The organism is Methylobacterium sp. Leaf87 (genome assembly GCF_001422775.1).
Lineage (GTDB): Bacteria > Pseudomonadota > Alphaproteobacteria > Rhizobiales > Beijerinckiaceae > Methylobacterium.
In genome coordinates this window covers 40,888-63,050 of the sequence record NZ_LMMI01000008.1, presented here as the reverse complement: position 1 = coordinate 63,050, position 22,163 = coordinate 40,888, and the positions used below count along the sequence as shown (strand labels likewise).

General features: G+C 67.4%; 19 protein-coding genes. 6 read left to right on the top strand and 13 right to left on the bottom strand.

Translation table 11 applies throughout. The features are described from left to right. Together ASF22_RS07060 and lexA are read left to right on the top strand one after the other, a co-directional pair. Positions 1–477 (top strand): IS3 family transposase (locus tag ASF22_RS07060; protein WP_056262810.1); only part of this gene is annotated, 477 nt, incomplete at its 5' end. A gap of 416 nt (positions 478–893) precedes the next feature. Next, the gene (lexA, locus tag ASF22_RS07055) at positions 894–1,643 is read left to right on the top strand and encodes a transcriptional repressor LexA (protein WP_056174092.1); all 750 of its coding nucleotides are present in this window, start codon (positions 894–896) and stop codon (positions 1,641–1,643) included. On the opposite strand, the gene ASF22_RS07050 is transcribed toward lexA, so the two are convergent. Next, on the bottom strand, positions 1,637–3,904 hold the full coding sequence (locus ASF22_RS07050) for a ComEC/Rec2 family competence protein (protein ID WP_056262806.1): 2,268 nt from the start codon (positions 3,902–3,904) through the stop codon (positions 1,637–1,639). The genes lexA and ASF22_RS07050 overlap by 7 nt on opposite strands. A 161-nt stretch (positions 3,905–4,065) precedes the next feature. Here ASF22_RS07050 and gltX point away from each other — a divergent pair, with 161 nt between their 5' ends. The 3 genes from gltX (at position 4,066) to ASF22_RS07035 (ending at position 8,037) form a co-directional block, all read left to right on the top strand. Next, the gene (gene gltX / locus ASF22_RS07045; protein WP_056173167.1) at positions 4,066–5,490 is read left to right on the top strand and encodes a glutamate--tRNA ligase; all 1,425 of its coding nucleotides are present in this window, start codon (positions 4,066–4,068) and stop codon (positions 5,488–5,490) included. Positions 5,491–5,730: 240 nt separating this feature from the next. After that, on the top strand, positions 5,731–7,020 hold the full coding sequence (gene gltA, locus ASF22_RS07040; RefSeq protein ID WP_056173165.1) for a citrate synthase: 1,290 nt from the start codon (positions 5,731–5,733) through the stop codon (positions 7,018–7,020). A 123-nt stretch (positions 7,021–7,143) separates the two neighbouring features. Then, positions 7,144–8,037, top strand: coding sequence for a dihydrodipicolinate synthase family protein (locus tag ASF22_RS07035; RefSeq protein ID WP_056262804.1), 894 nt, complete (start codon positions 7,144–7,146; stop codon positions 8,035–8,037). Here ASF22_RS07035 and ASF22_RS07030 read toward each other — a convergent pair. The 5 genes from ASF22_RS07030 to fabZ form a co-directional block, all read right to left on the bottom strand. Next, complete coding sequence (locus ASF22_RS07030) at positions 8,034–8,534, bottom strand: hypothetical protein (protein ID WP_056262801.1); 501 nt, start codon at positions 8,532–8,534, stop codon at positions 8,034–8,036. The two genes, ASF22_RS07035 and ASF22_RS07030, sit on opposite strands and share 4 nt — an antisense overlap. A 63-nt stretch (positions 8,535–8,597) precedes the next feature. Continuing rightward, positions 8,598–9,770: a lipid-A-disaccharide synthase gene (lpxB, locus tag ASF22_RS07025; protein ID WP_056262798.1), complete on the bottom strand. Its 1,173-nt coding sequence runs from the start codon at positions 9,768–9,770 to the stop codon at positions 8,598–8,600. Continuing rightward, positions 9,767–10,618, bottom strand: coding sequence for a UDP-2,3-diacylglucosamine diphosphatase LpxI (gene lpxI / locus ASF22_RS07020; RefSeq protein ID WP_056262795.1), 852 nt, complete (start codon positions 10,616–10,618; stop codon positions 9,767–9,769). Before lpxI ends, lpxB begins: the two co-directional genes overlap by 4 nt. Beyond that, complete coding sequence (lpxA, locus tag ASF22_RS07015) at positions 10,615–11,427, bottom strand: acyl-ACP--UDP-N-acetylglucosamine O-acyltransferase (protein ID WP_056173150.1); 813 nt, start codon at positions 11,425–11,427, stop codon at positions 10,615–10,617. The genes lpxI and lpxA overlap by 4 nt, the downstream gene beginning before the upstream one ends. Then, on the bottom strand, positions 11,424–11,888 hold the full coding sequence (gene fabZ, locus ASF22_RS07010; protein WP_056174090.1) for a 3-hydroxyacyl-ACP dehydratase FabZ: 465 nt from the start codon (positions 11,886–11,888) through the stop codon (positions 11,424–11,426). The genes lpxA and fabZ overlap by 4 nt, the downstream gene beginning before the upstream one ends. A 300-nt stretch (positions 11,889–12,188) precedes the next feature. Between fabZ and ASF22_RS07005 the strand changes: the two genes are divergently transcribed. Then, entirely contained in the window at positions 12,189–13,106 is a 918-nt protein-coding gene (locus ASF22_RS07005) for a Crp/Fnr family transcriptional regulator (RefSeq protein WP_082483563.1), read from the top strand. Positions 13,107–13,109: 3 nt separating this feature from the next. On the opposite strand, the gene lpxD is transcribed toward ASF22_RS07005, so the two are convergent. The 7 genes from lpxD to frr form a co-directional block, all read right to left on the bottom strand. Next, positions 13,110–14,174, bottom strand: a complete 1,065-nt coding sequence (lpxD, locus tag ASF22_RS07000; RefSeq protein WP_056262793.1) for a UDP-3-O-(3-hydroxymyristoyl)glucosamine N-acyltransferase — start codon at positions 14,172–14,174, stop codon at positions 13,110–13,112. A gap of 44 nt (positions 14,175–14,218) precedes the next feature. Beyond that, positions 14,219–16,777 (bottom strand): outer membrane protein assembly factor BamA, encoded by a 2,559-nt coding sequence (gene bamA, locus ASF22_RS06995; RefSeq protein WP_056173144.1) that lies wholly within the window; start codon positions 16,775–16,777, stop codon positions 14,219–14,221. A 299-nt stretch (positions 16,778–17,076) separates the two neighbouring features. Further along, positions 17,077–18,237, bottom strand: a complete 1,161-nt coding sequence (rseP, locus tag ASF22_RS06990) for an RIP metalloprotease RseP (RefSeq protein WP_056262789.1) — start codon at positions 18,235–18,237, stop codon at positions 17,077–17,079. Positions 18,238–18,434: 197 nt separating this feature from the next. After that, the gene (gene dxr / locus ASF22_RS06985) at positions 18,435–19,598 is read right to left on the bottom strand and encodes a 1-deoxy-D-xylulose-5-phosphate reductoisomerase (RefSeq protein WP_056262786.1); all 1,164 of its coding nucleotides are present in this window, start codon (positions 19,596–19,598) and stop codon (positions 18,435–18,437) included. Positions 19,599–19,611: 13 nt separating this feature from the next. Next, complete coding sequence (locus ASF22_RS06980) at positions 19,612–20,478, bottom strand: phosphatidate cytidylyltransferase (protein WP_056262783.1); 867 nt, start codon at positions 20,476–20,478, stop codon at positions 19,612–19,614. After that, complete coding sequence (locus ASF22_RS06975; protein WP_244474218.1) at positions 20,478–21,317, bottom strand: isoprenyl transferase; 840 nt, start codon at positions 21,315–21,317, stop codon at positions 20,478–20,480. Before ASF22_RS06975 ends, ASF22_RS06980 begins: the two co-directional genes overlap by 1 nt. Positions 21,318–21,566: 249 nt before the next feature. Then, the gene (gene frr / locus ASF22_RS06970) at positions 21,567–22,133 is read right to left on the bottom strand and encodes a ribosome recycling factor (protein ID WP_056173131.1); all 567 of its coding nucleotides are present in this window, start codon (positions 22,131–22,133) and stop codon (positions 21,567–21,569) included. Between the last annotated feature and the right edge of the window lie 30 nt (positions 22,134–22,163).

The following is a 22,163-nucleotide window of genomic DNA, read 5'->3' as shown; positions in this document are numbered from 1 at the left end:
ATGGACTTCATGTCCGACCGCCTGTTCGACGGGCGTCCGTTCCGGATCCTGACGGTCGTCGATTGCCACACGCGAGAGGCGCTCTCGCTCACACCGAGAGCCAACCTCCGCGCCTACCAAGTGACCGAGGCGCTCGACGCCTCGGTCAAGCTGAGGGGACGGCCCAAGAGCTTGCGGGTCGACAATGGGCCGGAGTTCGCCGGTCGCATGCTCGACCAGTGGGCCTACCTGAACGGGGTCGAGATCGACTTCTCACGACCGGGCAAGCCCACCGACAACGCCTATATCGAGTCGTTCAACGGCCGCCTACGAGCGGAATGCCTGAACGCCTCATGGTTCCTGTCTCTGGCTGATGCCCGCGACCGCAGCGAGGACTGGAGGTGCCACTACAACGACGATCGCCCCCACACGGCCCTGGGCGGCTTGACGCCCCGAGCCTTCGCCAACCAAGCTGTCACAGCCCGAGACCTTGCATAGGCCGTGGACCNACAACGACGATCGCCCCCACACGGCCCTGGGCGGCTTGACGCCCCGAGCCTTCGCCAACCAAGCTGTCACAGCCCGAGACCTTGCATAGGCCGTGGACCACAAACGGGGTCAACTCCAGACCGACGATGCACTAACTTCGAACTCGGGCCACCGCATGGGGGCAGGCCAAAGCAGGGACCAGCGGGGGGGGGGGTACCCAAACCCTGCTAAATAATTGATGATAAACAATATTATCGGTTCGCCGCCAATTGGCGATGACAGGCTCATCGCCAATTTCGCCCGGCCACTCCATCATGTATCTTTCCTCAGAACCCTTGCAGAACACTTCCGGAACGCATAACCTGTTCGCGATTTGTTTCTGTGGCTTAGTGCCGCTTAGTACTGTTCGAGGACGGGTGCCGTTCATGTTGACTCGTAAGCAGCTGGATCTGCTCCAGTTCATTCAACAGAAGATGAACGAGGGGGGCGTACCGCCGTCGTTCGATGAGATGAAGGATGCCCTCGACCTGAAGTCGAAATCGGGCATCCATCGGCTGATCACGGCGCTGGAAGAGCGTGGTTTCCTCAGGCGCCTCCCCAATCGCGCCCGCGCCATCGAAGTGATCAGGATGCCCGAGAGTCTCGGCGGGCAGTCGGGCGCGGGCGCTGCGGCACCGACGGAGTCGCGTCGTTTCACACCGAGCGTCGTCGAGGGGGGCAAGGGCAAGGGCACTGTCGAGCGCATGCCGGTCGCACGCCTGCCGACGACGCGAGCGACGGATGGCGACGGTCGTGCCATCACCATTCCGGTCATGGGCCGGATCGCGGCCGGTACGCCGATCTCGGCGATCCAGGAGCAGAGCCACTCGGTCACCCTGTCCCCGGACTTTCTCTCGGGTGGCGAGCATTACGCCCTGGAGGTGCGCGGCGATTCCATGGTCGATGCCGGGATCCTCGACGGTGATCTGGTGGTGATCCGCAAGCAGGACACCGCCAACACCGGCGACATCATCGTCGCTCTCATCGACGACGAGGAAGCGACCCTCAAGCGCCTGCGCCGGCGTGGATCGTCCATCGCTCTAGAAGCGGCGAACCCCGCCTACGAGACACGGGTGCTCGGGCCCGATCGGGTTCAGATCCAGGGACGCCTCGTCAGTCTGGTCCGTCGCTACTGAAGAGTCTCGCCCGAGCCTTCGGAGGGAGGTTCGGGTTCGTCTGTATCTGGCGCTGTCGGCGCGGTCGGGACAGCCGGCGTCGGGGTCCGCGTCGGTACCGTTTCCCGCACCGGGCGCCAGGGTACACTCTCGCCGGCGCGTCGTGCCGTGGTGATGATCGGTTCGGCCTTTGGCGGGAAGCGGATCGTCGCGGCACCGTGGGCAGCCAGGAATGGACGGTCGAGCACGAGTTTGGCGGCGCAGGCCGGCGGTGCATCGCGACGGGTGATCAGAACGTCGGCACGGATGCAATCCTCGTGGAGAGCGCGTTTGTCGGTGACGAGTGCAAGCACTCTTCCGTCCGGCAAATGCGCCGTGCAGCCGAGCCGATCGCACCGAGCGGTCGAGAGGGCGGTGACGGTGCCGGCCCGGCGTCCATCGCCATCGGCCTTCAGCCATTGCTCCAGGACGAAGGCTGGCGGTTTCCCCAGGGTTGCGAGGCGTCCGTCCTGGGCGCGAATGGCGATTCCAGCTCCCTCGCGGTCGATATAGAGATCCGGCCGCGTCGCGCTCGCGGCCAGGGCGACGCCGACGGCCATCGGCAGGAGGCCGAGCCAGCGCAGCCGCGACACCGGTAGGGTGAGCGTGACGAGGCCAAGGGCCATCGCCGCGAGGGCGCCGGGTCCGAAGGCCGGGATCACGTAAGTGGCGCGATCGAACCCGGCGATCCAGGTGGAGATCGTCAGCATCCCCCGCACGGCGAGACCCATGAGCCACCAGACCGGCTGATCGAGGGCGAAGGGGTAGGCCAGGATGCCGAGGACCGCCGCCGGCATCACGGCGAGCGAGACCAGGGGGAGGGTCAAGGCATTTCCGACGAGGCCGAAGGGCTGGACCGTCTGGAAGTGGTAAGTCGCGAACGGTGCCGTCGCGAACTGTGCGACCAGGGTCGTCGCAAGTGTGCCGATGATCGCGGTGGCGATCCAGATCGCAACGCGTCCGAGGGGACCGGCGCTTTGCCCGTGCAAGCTCACGGCGCCGATGAGCGGAGCGCAGGCGATGAGGCCCGCCACCGCCCCAAAAGACATTTGAAAACTCGGGCCGAGGACCCCATCCGGCTCACGCGCCAGGGCGATAAGGGCCGCCAGCGCCAGATTGCGCATGCTCAGGGCCGGTCGGTCCACCAGGATCGCACCGAGCATCACCAGGGTCATGATCAGCGCCCGTTCGGCGGCGATATCCCAGCCGGAGAACACGCAATAGGCCGTCACACCCGCCATGGCGCAGGCGGCGGCGATCTTCTTGATCGGCCAGCGCAGGGCCAGCGCCGGCGCCAGCGCGAGAAGCGCGCGCACGAGCCAAAACACCACCCCGGCCGCCAGCACCATGTGAAGACCTGAAATGGACACGACGTGATAAATTCCCGCCGCGCGCAGGACATCATTGGTCTCCGCGTTGATGAGGCCGCGTTTGCCCGTCACCAGGGCGGCCGCGACGGCGCCGGCCTGCCCGCCATTGGCGTCGGTGATGCGGCGCGTCAGGGCGTTGCGGGCGTCGTCGACCGCAGCGGCGAGCCGCAAGGACCGTGGCAAATCCTCCGGGGGCGGCCGCACTTGGATCGTGCCGACGAGGGAGCCCACCGCCCCGATCCCGCGAAAATAGGCATCGCGGGCAAAATCGTAGCCGCCCGGCCGCGCCGCCTCGGGAGGCGGAAGCAGGCGCGCTGTCGCGGCGATGCGATCGCCGGGTTTCAGCGGCGGTGCCTTCTTGAACGACACCCGCACCCGACGGGGCCGCTGCTCTGCCGCGAGGGTGCCGAAGCTCTCGACCCGAACGATGAGTCGTGCGCCCTCCTCTCGCTCGTCGAGGGCTTCGATGAGCCCGACGAGGGGCGCGATGGTGGTTCTGGCCAGCACCGGGCTCGCCACCTGCGCGAGGCGGAACGTGGCGGCCGTAAAACCAAGGAATGCGGCGACGAGCCCGACGAGAACGGCCAGGACCACGGGTCTGGCCGCGAAGATCGGCGTCAGAGCGATGAGGATCGCCGCAACGGCGAGCGGTGCCGCCAGGGATGGCGGCCCGGAGGTCGCAGTGAAGCAAAGCAGCACCCCGAGGCCGAACGCCACCGCGAGCCAGGGAAAGAGTCGGCGCTGTTCGACCTCCCGGGAGAATCCAGCGGCGACACCCTCGTGAAGCGTGCCGAGCCACAGGGACGGCGCGGGAACGCGGGCGGCGGCGCGCACCCACATCCGTCCGGCGGTCCGTGCGCCTCCCTGCCCCATCCCACGACACCTCCAGGTGTGACCCGCGTGCGACCCTTCACCATTCCGAGGGGTGGGGGTGACGATTTCTTAACGCCTGCCTTCGCGCATGCTACATGCCCATCCCCGGGCCGGTCGATCCGCCGTCCGCCTGCTTCCCTACAGAGTCTAAGCCAAGATCGATGTCGTCCACCGTCGTCACGCGCTTCGCGCCCTCCCCAACGGGCTATCTTCACATCGGCGGCGCGCGCACCGCCCTGTTCAACTGGCTCTATGCCCGTCGCTTCGGCGGCCGGATGCTGCTGCGCATCGAGGATACGGATCGCGAACGCTCGACCCAGGGGGCGATCGACGCGATCCTCGACGGGATGCGCTGGCTCGGCCTCGATTGGGACGGCGATGTCATCTACCAGTACGCCCGGGCCGACCGGCACCGGGAGGCGGCGGAGACTTTGCTCGCGTCGGGGCACGCCTATCGCTGCTACGCGACGCCGGACGAACTCACGGCCATGCGCGAGGCGGCGCGGGCCGAGGGCCGGCCCCTTCGCTACGATGGCCGCTGGCGCGACCGCGACCCGTCCGAAGCGCCCGCCGGGGCGAAGCCGGTGATCCGCCTGCGCGCGCCGCTCGAAGGCGAGACCGTGGTGGAGGACGGCGTGCAGGGACGCGTCGTCTGGCAGAACCGAGACCTCGACGACCTCGTGCTCCTGCGCTCCGACGGCAACCCGACCTACATGCTCGCCGTGGTGGTGGACGACCACGACATGGGCGTCACCCAGGTTATCCGCGGCGACGACCATCTCACCAATGCGGCGCGCCAGCGCCAGATTTCGGATGCCCTCGGCTGGGACGCACCGGCCATGGCGCACATCCCGCTCATCCATGGGGCCGACGGGGCCAAGCTGTCGAAGCGCCACGGGGCGCTGGGCGTCGACGCCTATCGCGATCTCGGCTACCTGCCGGCGGCTTTGCGCAACTACCTCGTGCGCCTCGGCTGGAGCCACGGCGACCAGGAAGTGTTCTCCACCGACGAGATGATCGCGGCCTTCGATCTCAAGTCCATCGGGCGCTCGCCCGCGCGTTTCGATTTCGCCAAGCTGGAGAATCTCAACGGGCTCTACATCCGAGGCGCCGACGACGCGGATCTCGTCGCAGCCCTCGACGGCGTGCTGCCGGCCCTGGGCCCGTCGCGCGGCATCGCCTCGCCCATGGCACCCGAACTCCGCGAGAAGCTGATTGCGGCGATGCCCGGCCTGAAGGAGCGGGCGAAGACCCTCGTCGACCTCCTCGACAGCGCCTACTACCTCACGGCGGCCCGGCCCCTGGCCCTCGACGACAAGGCCGCCTCCCTCCTCGGCCCGGAGGCGCGGACCCGCCTCTCCGCGATCCTGCCCGCCCTGGAAGCGCTTCCGGAATGGAGCGCTGCCGCAACGGAAGGCACCGTGCGCGCTTTCGCCGAATCGGCGGCCGTGAAGCTCGGGCAGATCGCGCAGCCCCTGCGGGCGGCGCTGACCGGGCGGGCGACCTCGCCGCCGGTCTTCGACGTCATGGCCGTGCTCGGGCGCGAAGAGTGCCTCAGTCGCTTGCGTGATCAGGCCACCGCCTGACGCGGCGGGTTTCGCTGGCGTCGATGCGGAACGCCAGGGCCGAATGACAAACCGGCCTGGATTTCGCTTCGTGGCGTTCGTGACGCGGACGCTCGGTTGAAGGCGGTCGACCGATCCGCTAACCCGATGCTCGTGTGAGCAAGTGCAGCATGCGTTGCCCTTGCGCCCCGGAACCGGGTTGGTGAACCATCGCCACACGGGCCGGCGCCGCCCCGCTGCCACGAAAGGGTCCACGTCTCCATGAGCGCCACCAGCACCATCACCGTGGGCGACGCGCAGGTCGAGTTGCCGATCAAGACCGGTACCATCGGCCCCGACGTCATCGATATCGGCCAGCTCTACGCCAAGACCGGCAAATTCACGTTCGACCCGGGTTTCACCTCGACCGCGTCGTGTGAATCCAAGATCACCTACATCGACGGCGATGCCGGCGTGCTGCTCTATCGCGGCTACCCCATCGACCAGATCGCCGAGAACGGCGATTTCCTCGAGACCTGCTATCTCATGCTGTTCGGCGAGTTGCCGACGCCGGCCCAGAAGGCCGACTTCGATTACCGGGTCACGCGCCACACCATGGTGCATGACCAGATGAACCGATTCTTCCAGGGGTTCCGCCGCGACGCGCACCCGATGGCGATCATGGTCGCCTGCGTCGGCGCCCTGTCGGCGTTCTATCACGACTCGACGGACATCTCGGACGACAAGCAGCGCATGATCGCGAGCTTGCGCATGATCGCCAAGATGCCGACACTCGCTGCGATGGCCTACAAGTATTCCATCGGTCAGCCGTTCGTCTATCCGAAGAACGACCTCGACTATACGTCGAACTTCCTGCGGATGTGTTTCGCGGTGCCGTGCGAGGAATTCAAGGTCAATCCGATCTTCGCCCGGGCGCTCGACCGGATCTTCATCCTCCACGCCGATCACGAGCAGAACGCTTCGACCTCCACTGTGCGTCTCGCCGGCTCGTCGGGCGCCAACCCGTTCGCCTGCGTCGCCGCAGGCATCGCCTGCCTGTGGGGACCGGCCCATGGCGGCGCCAACGAGGCGGCCCTGAAGATGCTCGAGGAGATCGGGCACCCTGAGAACGTGGCCAAGTACGTTGCCAAGGCCAAGGACAAGAACGACCCGTTCCGGCTCATGGGCTTCGGTCACCGGGTGTACAAGAACTACGATCCGCGTGCGCGAATCATGCAGAAGACCACCCACGAGGTGCTCGGCCAACTCGGGATCAAGGACGATCCGCTGCTGGAGGTCGCCGTCCAGCTCGAGAAGATCGCTCTCGAAGACGACTACTTCATCGAGAAGAAGCTCTACCCGAACATCGATTTCTACTCTGGCATCACCCTCAAGGCGATGGGCTTCCCGACTTCGATGTTCACCGTGCTGTTTGCGCTCGCCCGCACCACGGGCTGGATCGCCCAGTGGGCCGAGATGATCGAGGACCCGTCTCAGAAGATCGGCCGGCCGCGTCAGCTCTATATCGGCCCGGACAAGCGCGAATACGTGCCTATCGATCAGCGCGCCTGAAGGCGGGGCGGCTCATCCGGTAGAGGGCGAGCCAGGGACAGTGCAGCCGGGTAGGGTTTATCCCGCCCGGCCGTACCCGCTACGTGGGCGGAGGCATGCGGCCTTCGCCGCCCGGAGGCACCCATGATCCTTCCGAATGGGCTGTCGGCCTTTCCGATCACACCGGCGGATCCGAGCGGATGTGTCGATGTCGGGGCGTTGCGTCGGCTGGTTACGCCCTTGCGCGATGCCGGGGTCGATTCCATCGGCCTTCTCGGCAGCACCGGCTCGTACCCGTATCTTAGCCGGCAGGAGCGGCGTCGCGCCGTTGAAGCGGCCCTGGATGCAGTCGGCACCGATGTTCCGATCCTCGTCGGCGTCGGCGCCCTGCGGACGGACGAGGCCGTGGCGCTGGCCCAGGATGCCCGAGCCATGGGGGCCGCGGCCGGGCTGCTGGCCGCCATTTCCTATACGCCCCTGACCGAAGACGAGGTGTTCGCGCATTTCGTGACCGTCGCCCGAGAGAGCGGCCTGCCGCTCTGCATCTACGACAATCCCGGCACCACCCATTTCGCCTTCACGGCCGCGCTCGTCGGACGCCTCAGCCGTGAACCCGGCGTGATCGCCGTCAAAAGTCCGGCCTGCGCACCGCCGGAGATCACCGCACATCTGCAAGGCTTGCGCGAGGCCGTCCCGGCCGGTTTCTCCCTCGGCTACAGCGGCGACTGGAACACCGTCGAGGCTCTGCTGGCTGGGGCCGACACCTGGTACAGCGTCATGGGCGGATTGTTTCCGCAGACCGCCATGGCGATCGTGAGGGCCATCCGGACGGGAGACCATACAGCGGCGCGGGAGTTGGACGTACGATTGCAGCCGCTCTGGAGCCTGTTCAAGGAGTTCTCGAGCCTGCGCGTGATCTATGCCTATGCCGATGCCCTCGGGGTCTGCCACACCGACCCGCCACGCCCGATCCTACCCCTTCCGGATCGCGCACGGGACCGCGTCGTGCAGACCTTACGTGGTTTGGATCTTCGCTAAGGTCGTCGCCCCGGATCCGATCGCGCCGACAAGCGGATGAGGCGCGGGCGCCAGATACCAAGAACCACGTTGGCCGTCGCGACCGCGAGGAGAACCCAGAGGGTGTTCGCCTCGGCGCCGAGGGATTGGCCCAGCATGGCGAGATCGGCCTTGCCGATCAGGGCGCCGGCGCTGAGGTCCGCCTCCTGCTGCATCGGTCCCTGAACGTAGACGAGGCCACCTTCGAACATCAGCACGCCGGTGGCAAGCTTCACCCAGGCCCAACCCGCATTGTGGAAGGCGCGTTGTGCGAGGGCGAGCAGTCCGGCCAGCAGCGTCAGAGCGAGAGAAGGCAGGAAGATCCAGGACGCCACGGCGCCCATGGCTCCGCGCATCAGCGCATAGCCGGCGAGGGACGAGGACGGGGGCGTGAAGCTCAGCATCACGACGAGGCAGGCCATCGCCCCCATGAGGCCGATGGCCCCCATGGTGTGGAGGAATTTGAGCGTGCGTCGCACCGTACCGAGCCCGCCGTACGATTGGGTCCGTGCAAATCTATCGTACGCCGTACACCCCGTCGATCAGGTCACCCGCGTCGCGCCCAGCACGATTCGGGCCGCACGCCGGCTCGGCTCCTCGCCACCGGGCAGCCGCATCAGGCCGTCGATCCGCGACAGGGCCTCGATCTGCGCGTCGCGTGCCGGCCCGCCGGCCAGAAGAGGCGCCAAGGCCTCGACGAGGCGCTGAGCCGTGCAATCGGCCTGGATGAACTCCGGCATGGCGTTCTGCGCCAGGATCAGGTTCGGCAGCACGATGGTGGGCACCTGGATCAGGCGCCGGGCCACGGCCTCCTCGATACGCGAGACCTTGTAGGCGACCACCATCGGCACGCCGGCCAACGCGAGTTCGAGGGTCACGGTGCCGGAGGCCGCGAGCGCCGCGCGGGCACGCCTGAAGGCCTCATGCTTGGCGGCCTCGCCGTGCACGAGGCGCACCGGGGCGTCCCACGCTCGCGCCAGGCGTTCGATGAGTGCGCGGTGGCGGGTCACGGCAGGCAGTACCGCCTCAATCTCACCGAAGCGCTTCCTGAGCTGCCCCAGGGTCGCGCCGAACACAGGCATCAGCCGCTCGATCTCGGAGCGGCGTGACCCCGGCAGGATCACCAGGGTCGGCGGCGTCGCCGCACGCGCCTGCGCCTCCCGGGCGTCGGGCCGTAGCTCCTCCAGACGCTCGATCAGGGGGTGACCGACATACGTACAGGCCGGACCACCGAGGCGGCGATGGGCTTCCGGCTCGAACGGCAGCAGGGCAAGGACGTGATCGATGAACGGCCGCATCTTCGCCGCGCGCCAGGGCCGCCACGCCCATACGCTGGGCGACACGTAATCGACGATGGGCAGGTCCGGCATCCGCTTGCGCACGCGTGACGCGACCGCATGGGTGAAGCCCGGACTGTCGATGATGACGAGGATATCGGGGCGGGCGTCCATTACGTCGCGCACGGTCTGGCGGATGCGGCGCAGCAGGGTTCGCAGCCGTGCGGCCACGGGCAGGTAGCCCATCACCGCCACGTCATCGATGGGAAACAGCGAAGTGAAGCCTTGCTCCGTCATCGCCTCGCCGCCGACGCCGCCGAACCGGATCGGTCGGTCCGACAGGTCGCGCAAGCCGCGCATGAGCTTGGCGCCGAGCTGGTCGCCCGAATCCTCGCCCGCGACGAGCCAAATCTTCCTTGGCGCGGTCTTGTCGCTCATGCGTCGATCCCCAGACCGACGAGGAACAGGCCTGCGCGATCGGCGGCTGCGATGGTCGCGGGCCGATCGATGATGAGGGTGAACCCGGCCTGGATCGCGAGGCCGGCGCAGCCCGCCGCCGCCGCCGCCGCGATGGTACGTGGGCCGATGGCCGGCAGATCGACGCGCAGGTCCTGCCCGACCTTTGCCACCTTGACGAGAACGGTGCCGGGCTGGCTCGCTCCCAGACCGAACGGCTTGCGGCCGAGCGCTCGGGCGCGGGCGAGCATCCGGTCGGTGCCCTCGGGACCCTCGACGGCGACCGCGCGCTGGGCCACCACCACGGCGGCCTGCCCGACGTCGTAGGGCGCCAGGGCGCCCAGGAGGGCGCGCCCCGTGTCGATGGATTCACGGGCGGCGGCATCGGGCACGTGCCGTCCCATGACGCCCTCGGGGCTTAGGAGATCGGGGGCCACCTCATGGACGCCGACGACGCCGTGGCCGTTCTCTTCCAGCAGCGCCAGGGCCCCGCGCAAGAGCCGGTCGTCGCCGCCGCCGGCGATGGCCTTGAGGGCGTCCCGATTGCGCAAGGCCGCGGCGGCGTTGAGGATGGCGGCCGGGTTCGGCCGCGAGACGCCGCCGGCCGGCACCACGCTCACCGGCCCCCAGGCCTTGAGGATGGCCAGCACCCCGGCGATGTCGAGGAGATCGACGGTGGCCTCCGCCCGAGCCCGCATGCCACGCTCTGCGAAGCCCCGGATCGCGAGGATGCGGAACGGACGCCCGGCCCGGTCCAGGGATTCGGCCACGAGCTCGGGCAGACGTCCTGCTCCGGCGACAAGGACGAGGGGAGCCGGCAGGGCTCTCAAGGCGCGCCCGGCGTCTCGCGCGGGGTGCAGATCGAACGCTTGCCGCCGGCTCGGATGAACGCCACGATCTCGGCGACGCCCCGATGGGTATCGAACTCCGCCGCCACGTCCTCCACTCGCTCCATCAGCGTTCCCTCGGGGGCGAACAAGAGGCGATAGGCGCGGCGCAACGCATGGATATCCTCGCGGGCGAAGCCCCGGCGCTGCAGCCCGATGATGTTGAGACCCGACAGATAGGCTCGGTTGCCCAGTGCCATGCCGAAGGGAATGCAGTCGTTCTCGAGGGCCGACATACCGCCGACGAAGGCGTGCGCCCCGACGCGGGCGAACTGGATCACCGCCGCGCCGCCGCCAAGGATGGCGAAATCGCCCACCGTGCAATGGCCGGCGAGCATGACGTTGTTGGAGAACACGACCCCGTTGCCGACCCGGCAATCGTGCCCGACATGGGAGTTGGCCAGGAAGGTACAGGTGTCGCCGACCGTGGTTTCCAGGCCGCCGCCGGCGGTGCCGGGGTTCATGGTGACGCCTTCGCGGATAAGGCAATCGGCGCCGATGGTGAGCGTCGACGCCTCCCCGCGGAATTTCAGGTCCTGTGGTGGATGGCCGATGGAGGCGAAGGGATAGAGGCGGGTGCGCGATCCGATGGTGGTGGAGCCGGCCACGACCACGTGGCTGACGAGCTCGCAGCCATCGCCGAGCCTGACCTCCGGGCCGACATGGCAGAACGGGCCGATGCGGACATCGGCCCCGAGGATCGCGCCGTCCTCGATCACGGCACTCGGGTGGATGCCCACCACAGCGGTCATTCCGTCACCAGCATGGCGCCGATCTCGGCCTGCGCCACCAGGGTATCACCGACACGGGCTTCACCCCGGAACCACCACATGGTGCGGCGCTGATTCAGCTTGGTCATGTGGTAGCGCACGGTGTCTCCGGGCACGACGGGCTTGCGGAACTTGCACTTGTCGATGGTCATGAAGAACACCTGCTTGGCGCGCAGATCGTCGGTCATGATGTGCTGGCAGCAGATGGCGCCGGCAGTCTGAGCCATTCCCTCGATGAGGAGCACGCCGGGGAATACCGGCAGACCGGGGAAGTGCCCGGTGAATTGCGGCTCGTTGATCGTGACGTTCTTGATGCCGACACAGGAGCGGTCACCGTCGATCTCGACGATCCGGTCGATCATGAGGAAGGGATAGCGGTGCGGCAGGAGTTCCAGAACCTTCTGGATATCGGCCGAGCCGAGCTCGCGCGGCATCTCGTTCATCGATCGGATCATCTCCCTGACACGCGGCGGCGCTTCCGGCGCTTCGCCCCGCTCGTTCTCGTATCCGCCATTCGAAAAAAGGCGAAGTCTTTGTGGTTGAGGTGAAGTCTTTCGGCAGAAACTTCGCCGGATGCAACCCCCGGGCGGGGGAAGTCACGCGTCCCTGTCGGACAACCGGTCGCGCGTGTTCCGCCGTGAACCCAGCTCACGCACGTTGACCAGCCAAAGCTTCAGTGCGAAATCGTACCATAGGATGGCGGAAGGCATCTCTGGACCGTGCGCCATCAAGATATGGGTCTCATGTCCGTCAACCACCCGTCCGCTGTTCCGGTTCGGCGTTCACGTGATCGCACCGGCCGCCCCGTCGCCTCGCAACAGCCGGAAGCCACCTGGGGTCATCAAACGACCGACGTGAGTTTCGGCTCGGCACTGCAGTCGACCGGCTTCTCGACAGCCCAAACCGGTGAGAACGGCGGATCGCTTCGCGTCGGCATCCGCCAAGGCGTGAACCGTTTCAGGCGCAAACTCGAGAGTCACGTCGCACTCGGGAGCCAGGATGGGGAAGCCGTCGAGCGGCTGACCGCTTCGTCGGAAACTTTCTCCGCACGGTCCGACCTGACCGCCCGGCACGAAACGAAGGGCGGACGCCTGATCCTGATGGAAGGGTTCGCCTGCCGCTACAGTCTGCTGACGGGGGGGCGCCGCCAGATCACGGCCTATCTCGTCCCCGGGGACAGCTACGATCTCGATGCGGGCGCGTCGAACCGGATGGACCACGGCGTGACGACGTTGACCTCGGCTCGCATCGTGCGCGCCGAGTCGTCGACGATCGAGGCGGTGGTGCAGGATCACCCAAGCATCGCAGGGGCCTTGCGCGCTGCCGAGAAGGTGGAGGAGGCGACTCTGCGCGAGTGGCTCGTCAACATCGGAGCCCGCCCGGCTCTCGAGCGGATCGCGCACCTGTTCTGCGAACTCGAGCTTCGCCTTCGGGCCGTGGGATTGGTGGAGAACGATCGGTGCGACATGCCGATCACGCAATACGATCTTGCCGATACCGCAGGCCTGTCGAGCGTCCATGTCAACCGCACGCTGCAGGAGTTGCGCCGTCAGGGACTGATCACCCTGACGGGGCGCGCGCTGACGATCCACGACCGGCCTTCGCTCCGAGCGTTAGCGGGCTTTGAGGCCGGCTATCTCCGCCTGCGGGAAATGGCATGAGCGTCAGGCCTTCGGCTCCTTCGGCTCGTCGCCGCCGGAGCGTTCCGCGAGGCGTGCGAGGGTGGTGAGTTCGCGGAACCACGCGCGAACCGGCTTGGCCGGCGTGCCGCCCCAGCGAGAGCCGGGCGGTACGTCGCGGTTGACGTTGGACGACCCGGCGATCTGTGCACCCATGCCGATGCGCAGGTGGCCGACGACGCCGACCTGCCCGCCGAGCACCACGTAATCCTCCAGGGTGGTCGAACCGGAAATGCCGACACCCGAAACGATGACGCAATGTCGTCCGATGACCACGTTGTGGGCGATCTGGACGAGGTTGTCGATCTTGGTCCCCTCCCCGATCACCGTATCGCGGCTGGCACCCCGGTCGATGGTGGTGTTGGCACCGATCTCGACATCGTCCTGAACGATGACCCGACCGATCTGGGGCACCTTGAGGTGGCCGCCCGGCCCCATGGCGAAGCCGAACCCGTCCTGGCCGATGCGGGCGCCGGGGTGGACGATGACGCGATTGCCGAGCAGGGCATGGGTGAGCGTCGAACCCGCGCCGATGGCGCAATCCCGCCCGACCCGGACGTTCGGGCCGATCACCGCGCACGGACCGATCACCGTTCCTGAGCCGACCTCGGCGCCCGGACCGATCACTGCACCGGGATCGATACGGACACCCGTTTCGAGGCGGGCCTCCGGGTGGACATGGGCACCGGGTGCGACCCCTTTTGAACCGAAGACGGAGGCTGGACGCATCGCCTCCGGGTAGAGCCGGGCCAGGAGGCCCGCATAGGAGCGGTAAGGATCACGGGTGATCAGTGCAATGGTGCCGGTCGGCACACGGGCGGCGAAACGCGGCGAGACGAGGCACACTCCGGCCCGCGTCTGAGCCAGGGCGTCACCGTAGCGGGCATTGTCCATGTAGGCGATATCGCTCGGGCCGGCGCTCTCAAGGGGCGCGGCACCGTTGAAGATTGCCTGCGCGTCCGCCGCGGGGGGGAGAGAAACGCCGGCGGCCTCGGCGATGGCGCCGAGGCTGAGGGTGGTGTCGGGCGTGATGAAGATCGGATCTGCCATGACCGGAAACGCGCCGCCCTTGGAAAAGGGCGACGCCTTTGTCGTTAGAAGCGCGAGCCGCCGGAGAACCGGAACGCCTGAAGCTGATCCTTGCCGATGCGGAAGTTGGTGCCCGGGACCTTCACACCTTCGTCCTTGGTGAGGGCGTAGGCATAATCGAAGCGGATCGGTCCGAGCGGAGAGTTCCACAGGATCGAGGCACCGATGGACGACCGGATGACCGCCTTGTCGTGAACGTTCACGCACTCCGGTTCGACACCGATGGTGGCCGAATTGAAGTTACAGACGCCGCCGGGTGCGATGCCGTTGATGAAGGCGTCGCCATTGACGTTGAACTGCGTGCGGCCGTTGTAGCCGAACAGGGTACCGGCATCGGCGAAGACTGCGCCCTTCAGGCCAAGATCCTTCGGAATACCCCAGATCGGGAACTGGACCTCGACGGTGCCGCCCACATAGGTGCTGCCGCCGATGGCGTTGGACCGGCTGTCGGCGATGCCGACGTCGCGCGGACCGATGCCGTTGGGCGCGAAACCACGAACCAGCGACGGGCCGAGGAAGAATTGGTCCGTGATGCGCAGGGGCTCGTCGTTGAGCGCCGAGATGTGACCGCCCTGAAGCCGGACGAAGCCGACCACGTCCTCGTAGAACTCCTTGTAGTACCGGGCGTCGCCGGTCACGCGGAAGAACTTCGAGTCACCACCGAGGCCCGCGAGGTCAGGCTTGAGTTCGGCGTAGAGGCCGTTGCGCGGCAGGCCGATGTTGTCGAGGGTCGAGTAGGCCAGAGTGAGGCCGGCCAGCGACGTGAGAGTGTTGCCCTGCGAGCCCTTGAGGGCGATGGAGGCTTCACCGTCGAAGGCACAGTTCGGGTAGGCCGCGAGGCCCGACACGTTCTGGCCATTGGCCGTGAACGTGTTGTTCGGATAGACCGCCGTGTAGCCCGGGATCGGGTTCGAGCAGTCGTTGTACGGCCGGCGGATGGTGTTCGGGACGCGCAGCTCGGTGTTGTAGAGCGAGTAACGCAGGGTGATACCGAACTCTTCGGTGATCGGCAGGCCGACGCGGAGCTGGCCACCGTACACGGTGGTCTCGTAGCGCGAGTAGCGGGTCTGGTCGCTGTACTTGTAGAACGCGTCGAAGCCGGCGGCGAGGCGGTAGCCGAGGAAGTACGGCTCGGTGAACGAGAAGTCGACGCCGCGGGCGTACTGGCCGGCGGTGCCGGCGACGCGGACGTACTGGCCGCGGCCGAGGAAGTTCGACTCGGAGACCGAGACTTCACCGATGATGCCGTCCTGGGTCGAGTAGCCACCGGCGACCGAGAACGAACCCGTGGGCTGATCCTCGACGTCGATGTTGATGACCACGCGATCGGCGGCCGAGCCCGGCTCGTTCGAGAACCGGACCTTCTTGAAGAAGCCGAGACCGTTCAGGCGACGCTCCGCCCGGTCCGTGAGGACGCGGTTGTAGGCATCACCCTCGGTGATATCGAGCTCGCGACGGATGACGTAGTCGCGGGTGCGGGTGTTGCCGCGGATGTTGATGCGCTCGACGTATACGCGCGGACCGTCCTCGACAACGAAGCCGAGGGCCACGGTACCGGTGGCCGGATCGCGCTGCCCGGTGGGACGCACCTGGGCGAAGGGGAAGCCCTGGCGGGCAACCTGGTTCGTCACGCCACTGAGGGTGCGCTCGACATCCTCGGCGTTGTAGACATCGCCGACCTGGGCGCGAACTTCGCCATCGAGACCCTGCGTGTCGAGGCCGGGAAGGCGCGAATCGATGGCGACGGCACCGACCTTGTACTGCTGGCCTTCCTCGACCACCACGTCGATCACCCAACCGGCATCGGTCTCGGCCTCGACGTAGCGGGCATCGGCCTTGACGACGCGGAAATCGGCGTAGCCGTTCTTGAGGTAGAAGCGCCGCACGAGGTCGAGATCGTTGGTGATCCGGTCGGGATCATAGACATCGGAGGTCTTGATGAACGACAGGAAGTTCATCTCCGAGGAGGACATCAGCTCCTTGATCTTCGACTCGGAGTATTCCTTGTTGCCCGATATGTTGATCGCCTTGATGCCGGTCTTGTCGCCTTCCTCGATGACATAGATCACGTCCAGGCGGCCGTTGGGCAGATCGACGGTGCGGAAGCTGACCTTGGCGCTGCCGCGGCCCGAGCGACGGTAGATCTCGCGGATGCGCTGCATGTCGGCGGTGACGATGCCCTGATTGTAGGGACCACGCGCCTTGGCTTCGATCTCACCCTCGAGGGTGGCCTTCTCGACCTTCTTGTTTCCCTCGAACACCACCCGGTTGATGATGTTGTTCTCGCGCACGCTCACCACGGTGCTGCCGCCGCTGCGCGACACCTTAACGTCGGAGAACATGCCGCTCGCCAGGAGGTTGCGGCGGGCTTCCTCGGGCGAACCGGAGGCGGTGCCGGTCACGTAGGACCGGATCGTGTCGGAATCGACGCGCTTGTTACCCTGGACGACGATCTGCTCGGCCTGCGCCACGCCGCCGAGAACCAGCCCTGCGGCCGTGGTGGCGACTAGGACGATGGTCCGCTCCGCCGACTTACGTCGGCGCTTTCCCGTCATCGACATCATGTAATCGCCCGTCTCTTTTATTATCAGTACGGGTTCGCACCCGCGGACAGGCGCCGGTTTGCCCGGTCGTCCCGTCGTCTGGTCCCAAGCTCAGCTTCTAGCGGGTTTCCCGGTCGAAGCAAACGTTGGGGTCACCCGCTCACAGGGGATTTTGGGGACACGTGGCCTTCCGGTCACTTAACACCGAAACGCCATCGCCGAACATGGTGAACGAAGCCACAACGCGACTTGGCCGCGCGGCGGATGCGCCAGCGCGGCCAGTGATTTGATCGAGTTTGAGGATTGCCTGGGAACGTCGATCAGGTGCCGCGCGACCCCCAGGAGGCACCGAGATTGAGGACGTCGTTCCAAGCGGCGAACAGCATCAGGAACAGCACCAGGGCCAAACCGATCCGGAAGCCGATTTCCTGCGTACGCTCGCTCAGTGGCCGCCCGCGCACGGCCTCGAAGGCGTAAAACAGAAGGTGTCCGCCATCGAGCAGGGGCACCGGAAACAGGTTGAGAAGGCCGATGGACACCGACAGAAGGGCGATGAGGCCGATGAGTCCGCCCGCACCGCTGACCTTGGCGACCTCGCCCGAGACCCGGGCGATGCCGATGGGCCCGGAGAGCTGATCGGCCGATTCACGCCCGGTCACGAGCTTGCCGATGTAATCGATGGTCCGGTCGACCACGAAGTAGGTCTCGTAGACGCCCTGACCCACGGACTGGAGCGGGCCGTAATGGACGAGCTTGGCCTCGCTGCCCTTCGGCCCCTGGATGCCGAGGCGACCGAAACGGTGCCGCCCGAACGGGGTACGTTCCTCGACGCCGTCCGGCACGGCGGTGAGCACCTGCCGCTCGCCGTTGCGCTCGACGGTGATGGCGAGGCTGGAACCGGCGCTGGTGGTGACCGAACGCTGCATGTCGGTAAAGCTGTTGACGGTGGTGCCGCCGATGGCCCGGATGATGTCGCCGGGCTGGAAGCCGGCGCGCTCGGCCGCGCTCCCTGCCATCACCGCCTCGACGCGGGCCGGTGTCTCGTAGCGTCCGCCGAAGTAGATCGCTCCGGAGAACAGCACGATGGCGAGGAGGAAGTTGGCGATGGGACCGGCGGCGACGATGGCGGCGCGCTTGGCCAGGGGCTGCGTCGGAAAGCTGGTGGCGCGCTCCTGGGGGCTCATCCGCGCCACCGCATCGGGGTCCGGCACGCTGGCACCGTTCGCGTCGCCGTGGAACTTGACGTAGCCCCCGAGCGGCACGGCCGAAAGCTTCCAGCGTGTGCCGTGACGGTCGTTGAAGCCGAAGAGTTCGGGGCCGAACCCGAGGGAAAAGGCGTGGACGCCGACGCCGCACCAGCGTCCGACGAGGAAGTGCCCCATCTCGTGAACGAACACGACGACGCTGAGCACGATCAGGAACGGGATCACGTTGCCGAAGAATCCGGCGGCTGTCCCGCCCATCGCGTTCAGAAAGTCCATCGTCGATCCTCGAAGCGTCCTGCCGGCAATCCAATCCGCCTGTAGCAGATCGGGGCCGGGGCCGGCGAACGCAAATGCGCCAGCGTGGTTCTGGCGTCGCACTGGGGCAAAGACCAGCCGGAAAGCCGGTTTTCCTGCGATTTGGGTAAAGAGGGAGGGCTTGACCCGAAGCTCGCCGCGACGCGCTCCGGGCGGGATCAAGCCGCCAGGGCTTCGCTGCTCCAGGCCCGCACCTCGGCGTCGATGGCCAGGGCTTCGTCGACATCCGACGGTGCCTGCCGGTAGAGCCCTGCGAAATGGGTACAAGCGCGCTCGACCAGATCGGCGATCCCGTAGAAACCGATGGCGCCACTGATGAAGGCCGCCACCGCGATCTCATTGGCGGCGTTCATCACCGTCGGGGCCGCACCGCCGTCGCGCAGGGCGGCCCTGGCGATCCGAAGGCACGGGAACCGTATCTCGTCGGCGGCCTCGAAGGTGAGACTCCCCACCGCCGCGAGGTCGAGGGAACGGCCCCGCGCGATGGTCAGCCGCTCGCCGAGCCCCAGGCAATGGGCGATGGGCACCCGCATGTCGGGCATGGCGAGCCCCGCCGTGACGGCGCCGTCGCGCCAGGTGATGAGGCCATGCACGATGGATTGTGGGTGGACGATCACGTCGAGGCGCGCCGCCTCGATGGCGAAGAGGTGATGCGCCTCGATGAGTTCGAGGCCCTTGTTCATCAGGGACGCCGAATCGATGTTGATCTTCATGCCCATGGACCAGGTCGGATGGGCGGCGGCCTCCGCGGGCGAGGCGGCGGCGATGCGTTCGGCGGTCCAGGTGCGGAACGGCCCGCCGGAGGCCGTGATGGTCATGGTGGCGATATCCGCGACCTTGCCGTCACCGAGCGCCTGGGCGAGGGCGTTGTGCTCGGAATCCACCGGCAGGAGGGTGGCTCCGTAGCGAACGGCGTCCCGCATGAAGGCGTCGCCGGCGCAGACGAGGCTCTCCTTGTTGGCGAGCGCCACCGTGCGACCCAGGCGGAGCGCGGCGTGGGTCGGGCGAAGACCGGCGGCTCCGCTCACGGCGGCCACGACGATGTCGGCATCGCGTGCCACGGCCTCCAGCACCGCGCCTTCGCCGGCGCCGTTGGGGATACCGGTGCCGGAGAGGAGATCGCGCAGGGCCGCCCCCTGTGATTCGTCGGCCAGCGCCACGAAGTCGGCACCGATTTCGCGCGCGAGCTTCGCGATCGCGACGGCGTCACGGCCGCCCACCAGGGCGCCGACGCGGAAGCGCTCGGGATGCTGGCCGAGAAGGTCCGTGGTGGAGCGGCCGATGGAACCGGTGGCACCCAGGATGGAAACGGTGAGACTCAACGGAGACAATCCTTCAGACCGCGCCCATGCGATGCGCGAGGAGATACAATCCGCCCAGCAAGGCCACGGCGGCGAAACCGTCGAGACGGTCCATGACCCCGCCGTGGCCGGGGATGGAGCGGCCGGAATCCTTGACGCCCCAGTGCCGCTTCAGGGCGGATTCGGCCAGATCGCCGGCCTGACTGAAGATCGAGGCGGCGGCGCTGACAGCGCCCACGATGGCAAGTGAGGTCGCCGCGAGCGGGCTCCAGCCGTAGCCCCGCGCCAGGGCGACGAGGCCGATGCCCGCGGCGGTCCCGGCGGCGAGACCACCGAGCGCGCCCGACCACGTCTTCTTCGGGCTGACACTCGGCATCAGCTTCGGGCCGCCGAACGTGCGGCCTGTGATGTAGGCGACGACATCGGTGGACCACACCACCGCGAACATCCAGGCGGGCCCGAGGATGCCGATGCCGGGATCGTCGCGCAGACCCGGCGGAACGAGCGCGACCACGGCGCCGCCGGCAAGGCCCGCCACCGCGCGGCCCCGCGCCGGACCGTCCTGGGCCAGGACGAGCAGACCGAGGGTCCCCGTCGCGGCGACGGCGAGGAATACGAGGGGGGTGGCTCCCTCCCGGAGGCACAGGGAGAGGCCCGCGAGGGTCACGCCGATGATCGTCAGGAGCAGCCGGCGCGGGCCGGTGCGGCTCATGCCGATCCACTCCGCGGCGCCGACGAGGGCGGCGGCCAGCCAGATGAAGGCGAACGGTCCGCCACCGAGGATCAGGGCTGAGACCACGAGGATCGCCAGCACCACCCCAGACACGAGGCGAAGCTGGAACTCGCGCCCGCTCAGGGGATTGCGCCGCACACCCGGGGCCGCCTCGCTCGGGCTTCCCATCAGCCGGTCTTGTCGCTGAGACCGCCGAAGCGCCGGTCGCGGCGATGGTACTCGCCGATGGCCGCCACGAAGGCGTCGTGGTCGAAGTCCGGCCACAGGGCGGGCGTGGTCACGTACTCGGCGTAGGCCGTCTGCCACGTGAGGAAGTTCGACAGGCGCAGTTCGCCCGAGGTGCGGATCACCAGATCGGGATCGGGAATGCCGGTGGTGTCGAGGGCCGCCGTGATGGCGTCGATGTCGATGTCGTCGGGGCTCGTACGGCCCTCGGCGCAGGCCCGGGCGAGGGTGCGCACGGCGCGGACGATCTCCTGGCGACCACCGTAGTTGAACGCGACCACCAGGGTCAGGCCGGGATTGGCCCGGGTCATCGCCTCGGCCTCGTCCAGAAGGGCGACGATATCGGCGCTCAGGCCCTCGCGGTCGCCGATGATCCGCACGCGCACGCCGTTGCGATGAAGCTCGGCCAGATCGCGGCGGACGAACAACTTGAGCAAGCCCATGAGGTCGGCGACCTCCGCCGGCGGACGGCGCCAGTTCTCGGACGAGAACGTGTAGATGGTCAGGTAGCGTACGCCGAGGTCGATGGAGGACCGCACGGCCCGACGCACGGCCTCGACGCCGCGGCGATGGCCCTCGACGCGGGGCAAACCCCGCCGTGCCGCCCAGCGTCCGTTGCCGTCCATGATGATGGCGACGTGCGCGGGCGCTGGCAGCGCGAGGCCGGCGGGCAGCACCGGCGCCGCACCGGACACGGCCGGCGAGCGGACTTCGAACGCCGACGCGCCCTGCCCTCCCACCATCCCGGCTTCGATGTGACGCGCGCCCTCAGTTCGACCCAACGCGCCCCTCCCCCGTGCTTCGTCCCGTTCGGACGGCAATCCGCCGAACGCCGGAACCGTGATCGATCAAATCGAATCGCGGTCCCAGAACCTTCCCTCGTCCTGCGTCCTTACGACGAACTCAACATCCAAGTCGTCGCAGAGCGCAGGGGAGCATCGTCTCGGATACCCGCTCCAAGACGATGCTCCCGATCCTCGGTCACGCATCGGCTGTTGCGAAAGCCGGTGTCCACCTCTCGGGCAGATGCGCTAGACCTGCATGATTTCCTTTTCCTTGGACGCCAGCACGCCGTCGATCTCGGCGATGTGCTGATCGGTGACCTTCTGGACTTCACCGGCCTGACGCTTCTCGTCGTCTTCGCTGATGGCGCCGTCCTTCTCCAGCTTCTTCAGATGGTCGAGCCCGTCGCGACGTACGTGGCGGACGGCGACACGAGCCTCTTCCGTATACTTGTGTGCGACCTTGACCATTTCCTTGCGGCGCTGCTCGTTCATCTCCGGCACGCGCAGGCGGATGGTCTGGCCTTCCGTCTGGGGGTTCATGCCGAGGTCGGATTCACGGATCGCCTTCTCGACGGCGCTGACCATGCCCCGGTCCCAGACCGAAATGCTCAGCAGGCGGGGCTCCGGCACGCTCACGGTGGCGACCTGCGCCATTGGCATCATCGCCCCGTAGGCATCGACCTGGATCGGATCGAGGATGCTCGGGGTCGCGCGGCCCGTTCGCAGGGAACCGAGGTCGCCCTTGAGGGAGGTGACGGCCCCCTGCATGCGGCGCTTGATGTCGTTCAGATCGAATTCGGGGATAGCAGCCATGCGTTCAGTGTCCCGACGCGAACAGAGAGG

Bases quoted from the DNA above. Each gene is read 5' to 3' on its own strand.
- lexA (WP_056174092.1), top strand. From the start codon at position 894: ATGTTGACTCGTAAGCAGCTGGATCTGCTCCAGTTCATTCAACAGAAG.
- ASF22_RS07050 (WP_056262806.1), bottom strand. From the start codon at position 3,904: ATGGGGCAGGGAGGCGCACGGACCGCCGGACGGATGTGGGTGCGCGCC.
- gltX (WP_056173167.1), top strand. From the start codon at position 4,066: ATGTCGTCCACCGTCGTCACGCGCTTCGCGCCCTCCCCAACGGGCTAT.
- gltA (WP_056173165.1), top strand. From the start codon at position 5,731: ATGAGCGCCACCAGCACCATCACCGTGGGCGACGCGCAGGTCGAGTTG.
- ASF22_RS07035 (WP_056262804.1), top strand. From the start codon at position 7,144: ATGATCCTTCCGAATGGGCTGTCGGCCTTTCCGATCACACCGGCGGAT.
- lpxB (WP_056262798.1), bottom strand. From the start codon at position 9,770: ATGAGCGACAAGACCGCGCCAAGGAAGATTTGGCTCGTCGCGGGCGAG.
- lpxA (WP_056173150.1), bottom strand. From the start codon at position 11,427: ATGACCGCTGTGGTGGGCATCCACCCGAGTGCCGTGATCGAGGACGGC.
- fabZ (WP_056174090.1), bottom strand. From the start codon at position 11,888: ATGAACGAGATGCCGCGCGAGCTCGGCTCGGCCGATATCCAGAAGGTT.
- ASF22_RS07005 (WP_082483563.1), top strand. From the start codon at position 12,189: ATGTCCGTCAACCACCCGTCCGCTGTTCCGGTTCGGCGTTCACGTGAT.
- lpxD (WP_056262793.1), bottom strand. From the start codon at position 14,174: ATGGCAGATCCGATCTTCATCACGCCCGACACCACCCTCAGCCTCGGC.
- bamA (WP_056173144.1), bottom strand. From the start codon at position 16,777: ATGATGTCGATGACGGGAAAGCGCCGACGTAAGTCGGCGGAGCGGACC.
- rseP (WP_056262789.1), bottom strand. From the start codon at position 18,237: ATGGACTTTCTGAACGCGATGGGCGGGACAGCCGCCGGATTCTTCGGC.
- ASF22_RS06980 (WP_056262783.1), bottom strand. From the start codon at position 20,478: ATGGGAAGCCCGAGCGAGGCGGCCCCGGGTGTGCGGCGCAATCCCCTG.
- frr (WP_056173131.1), bottom strand. From the start codon at position 22,133: ATGGCTGCTATCCCCGAATTCGATCTGAACGACATCAAGCGCCGCATG.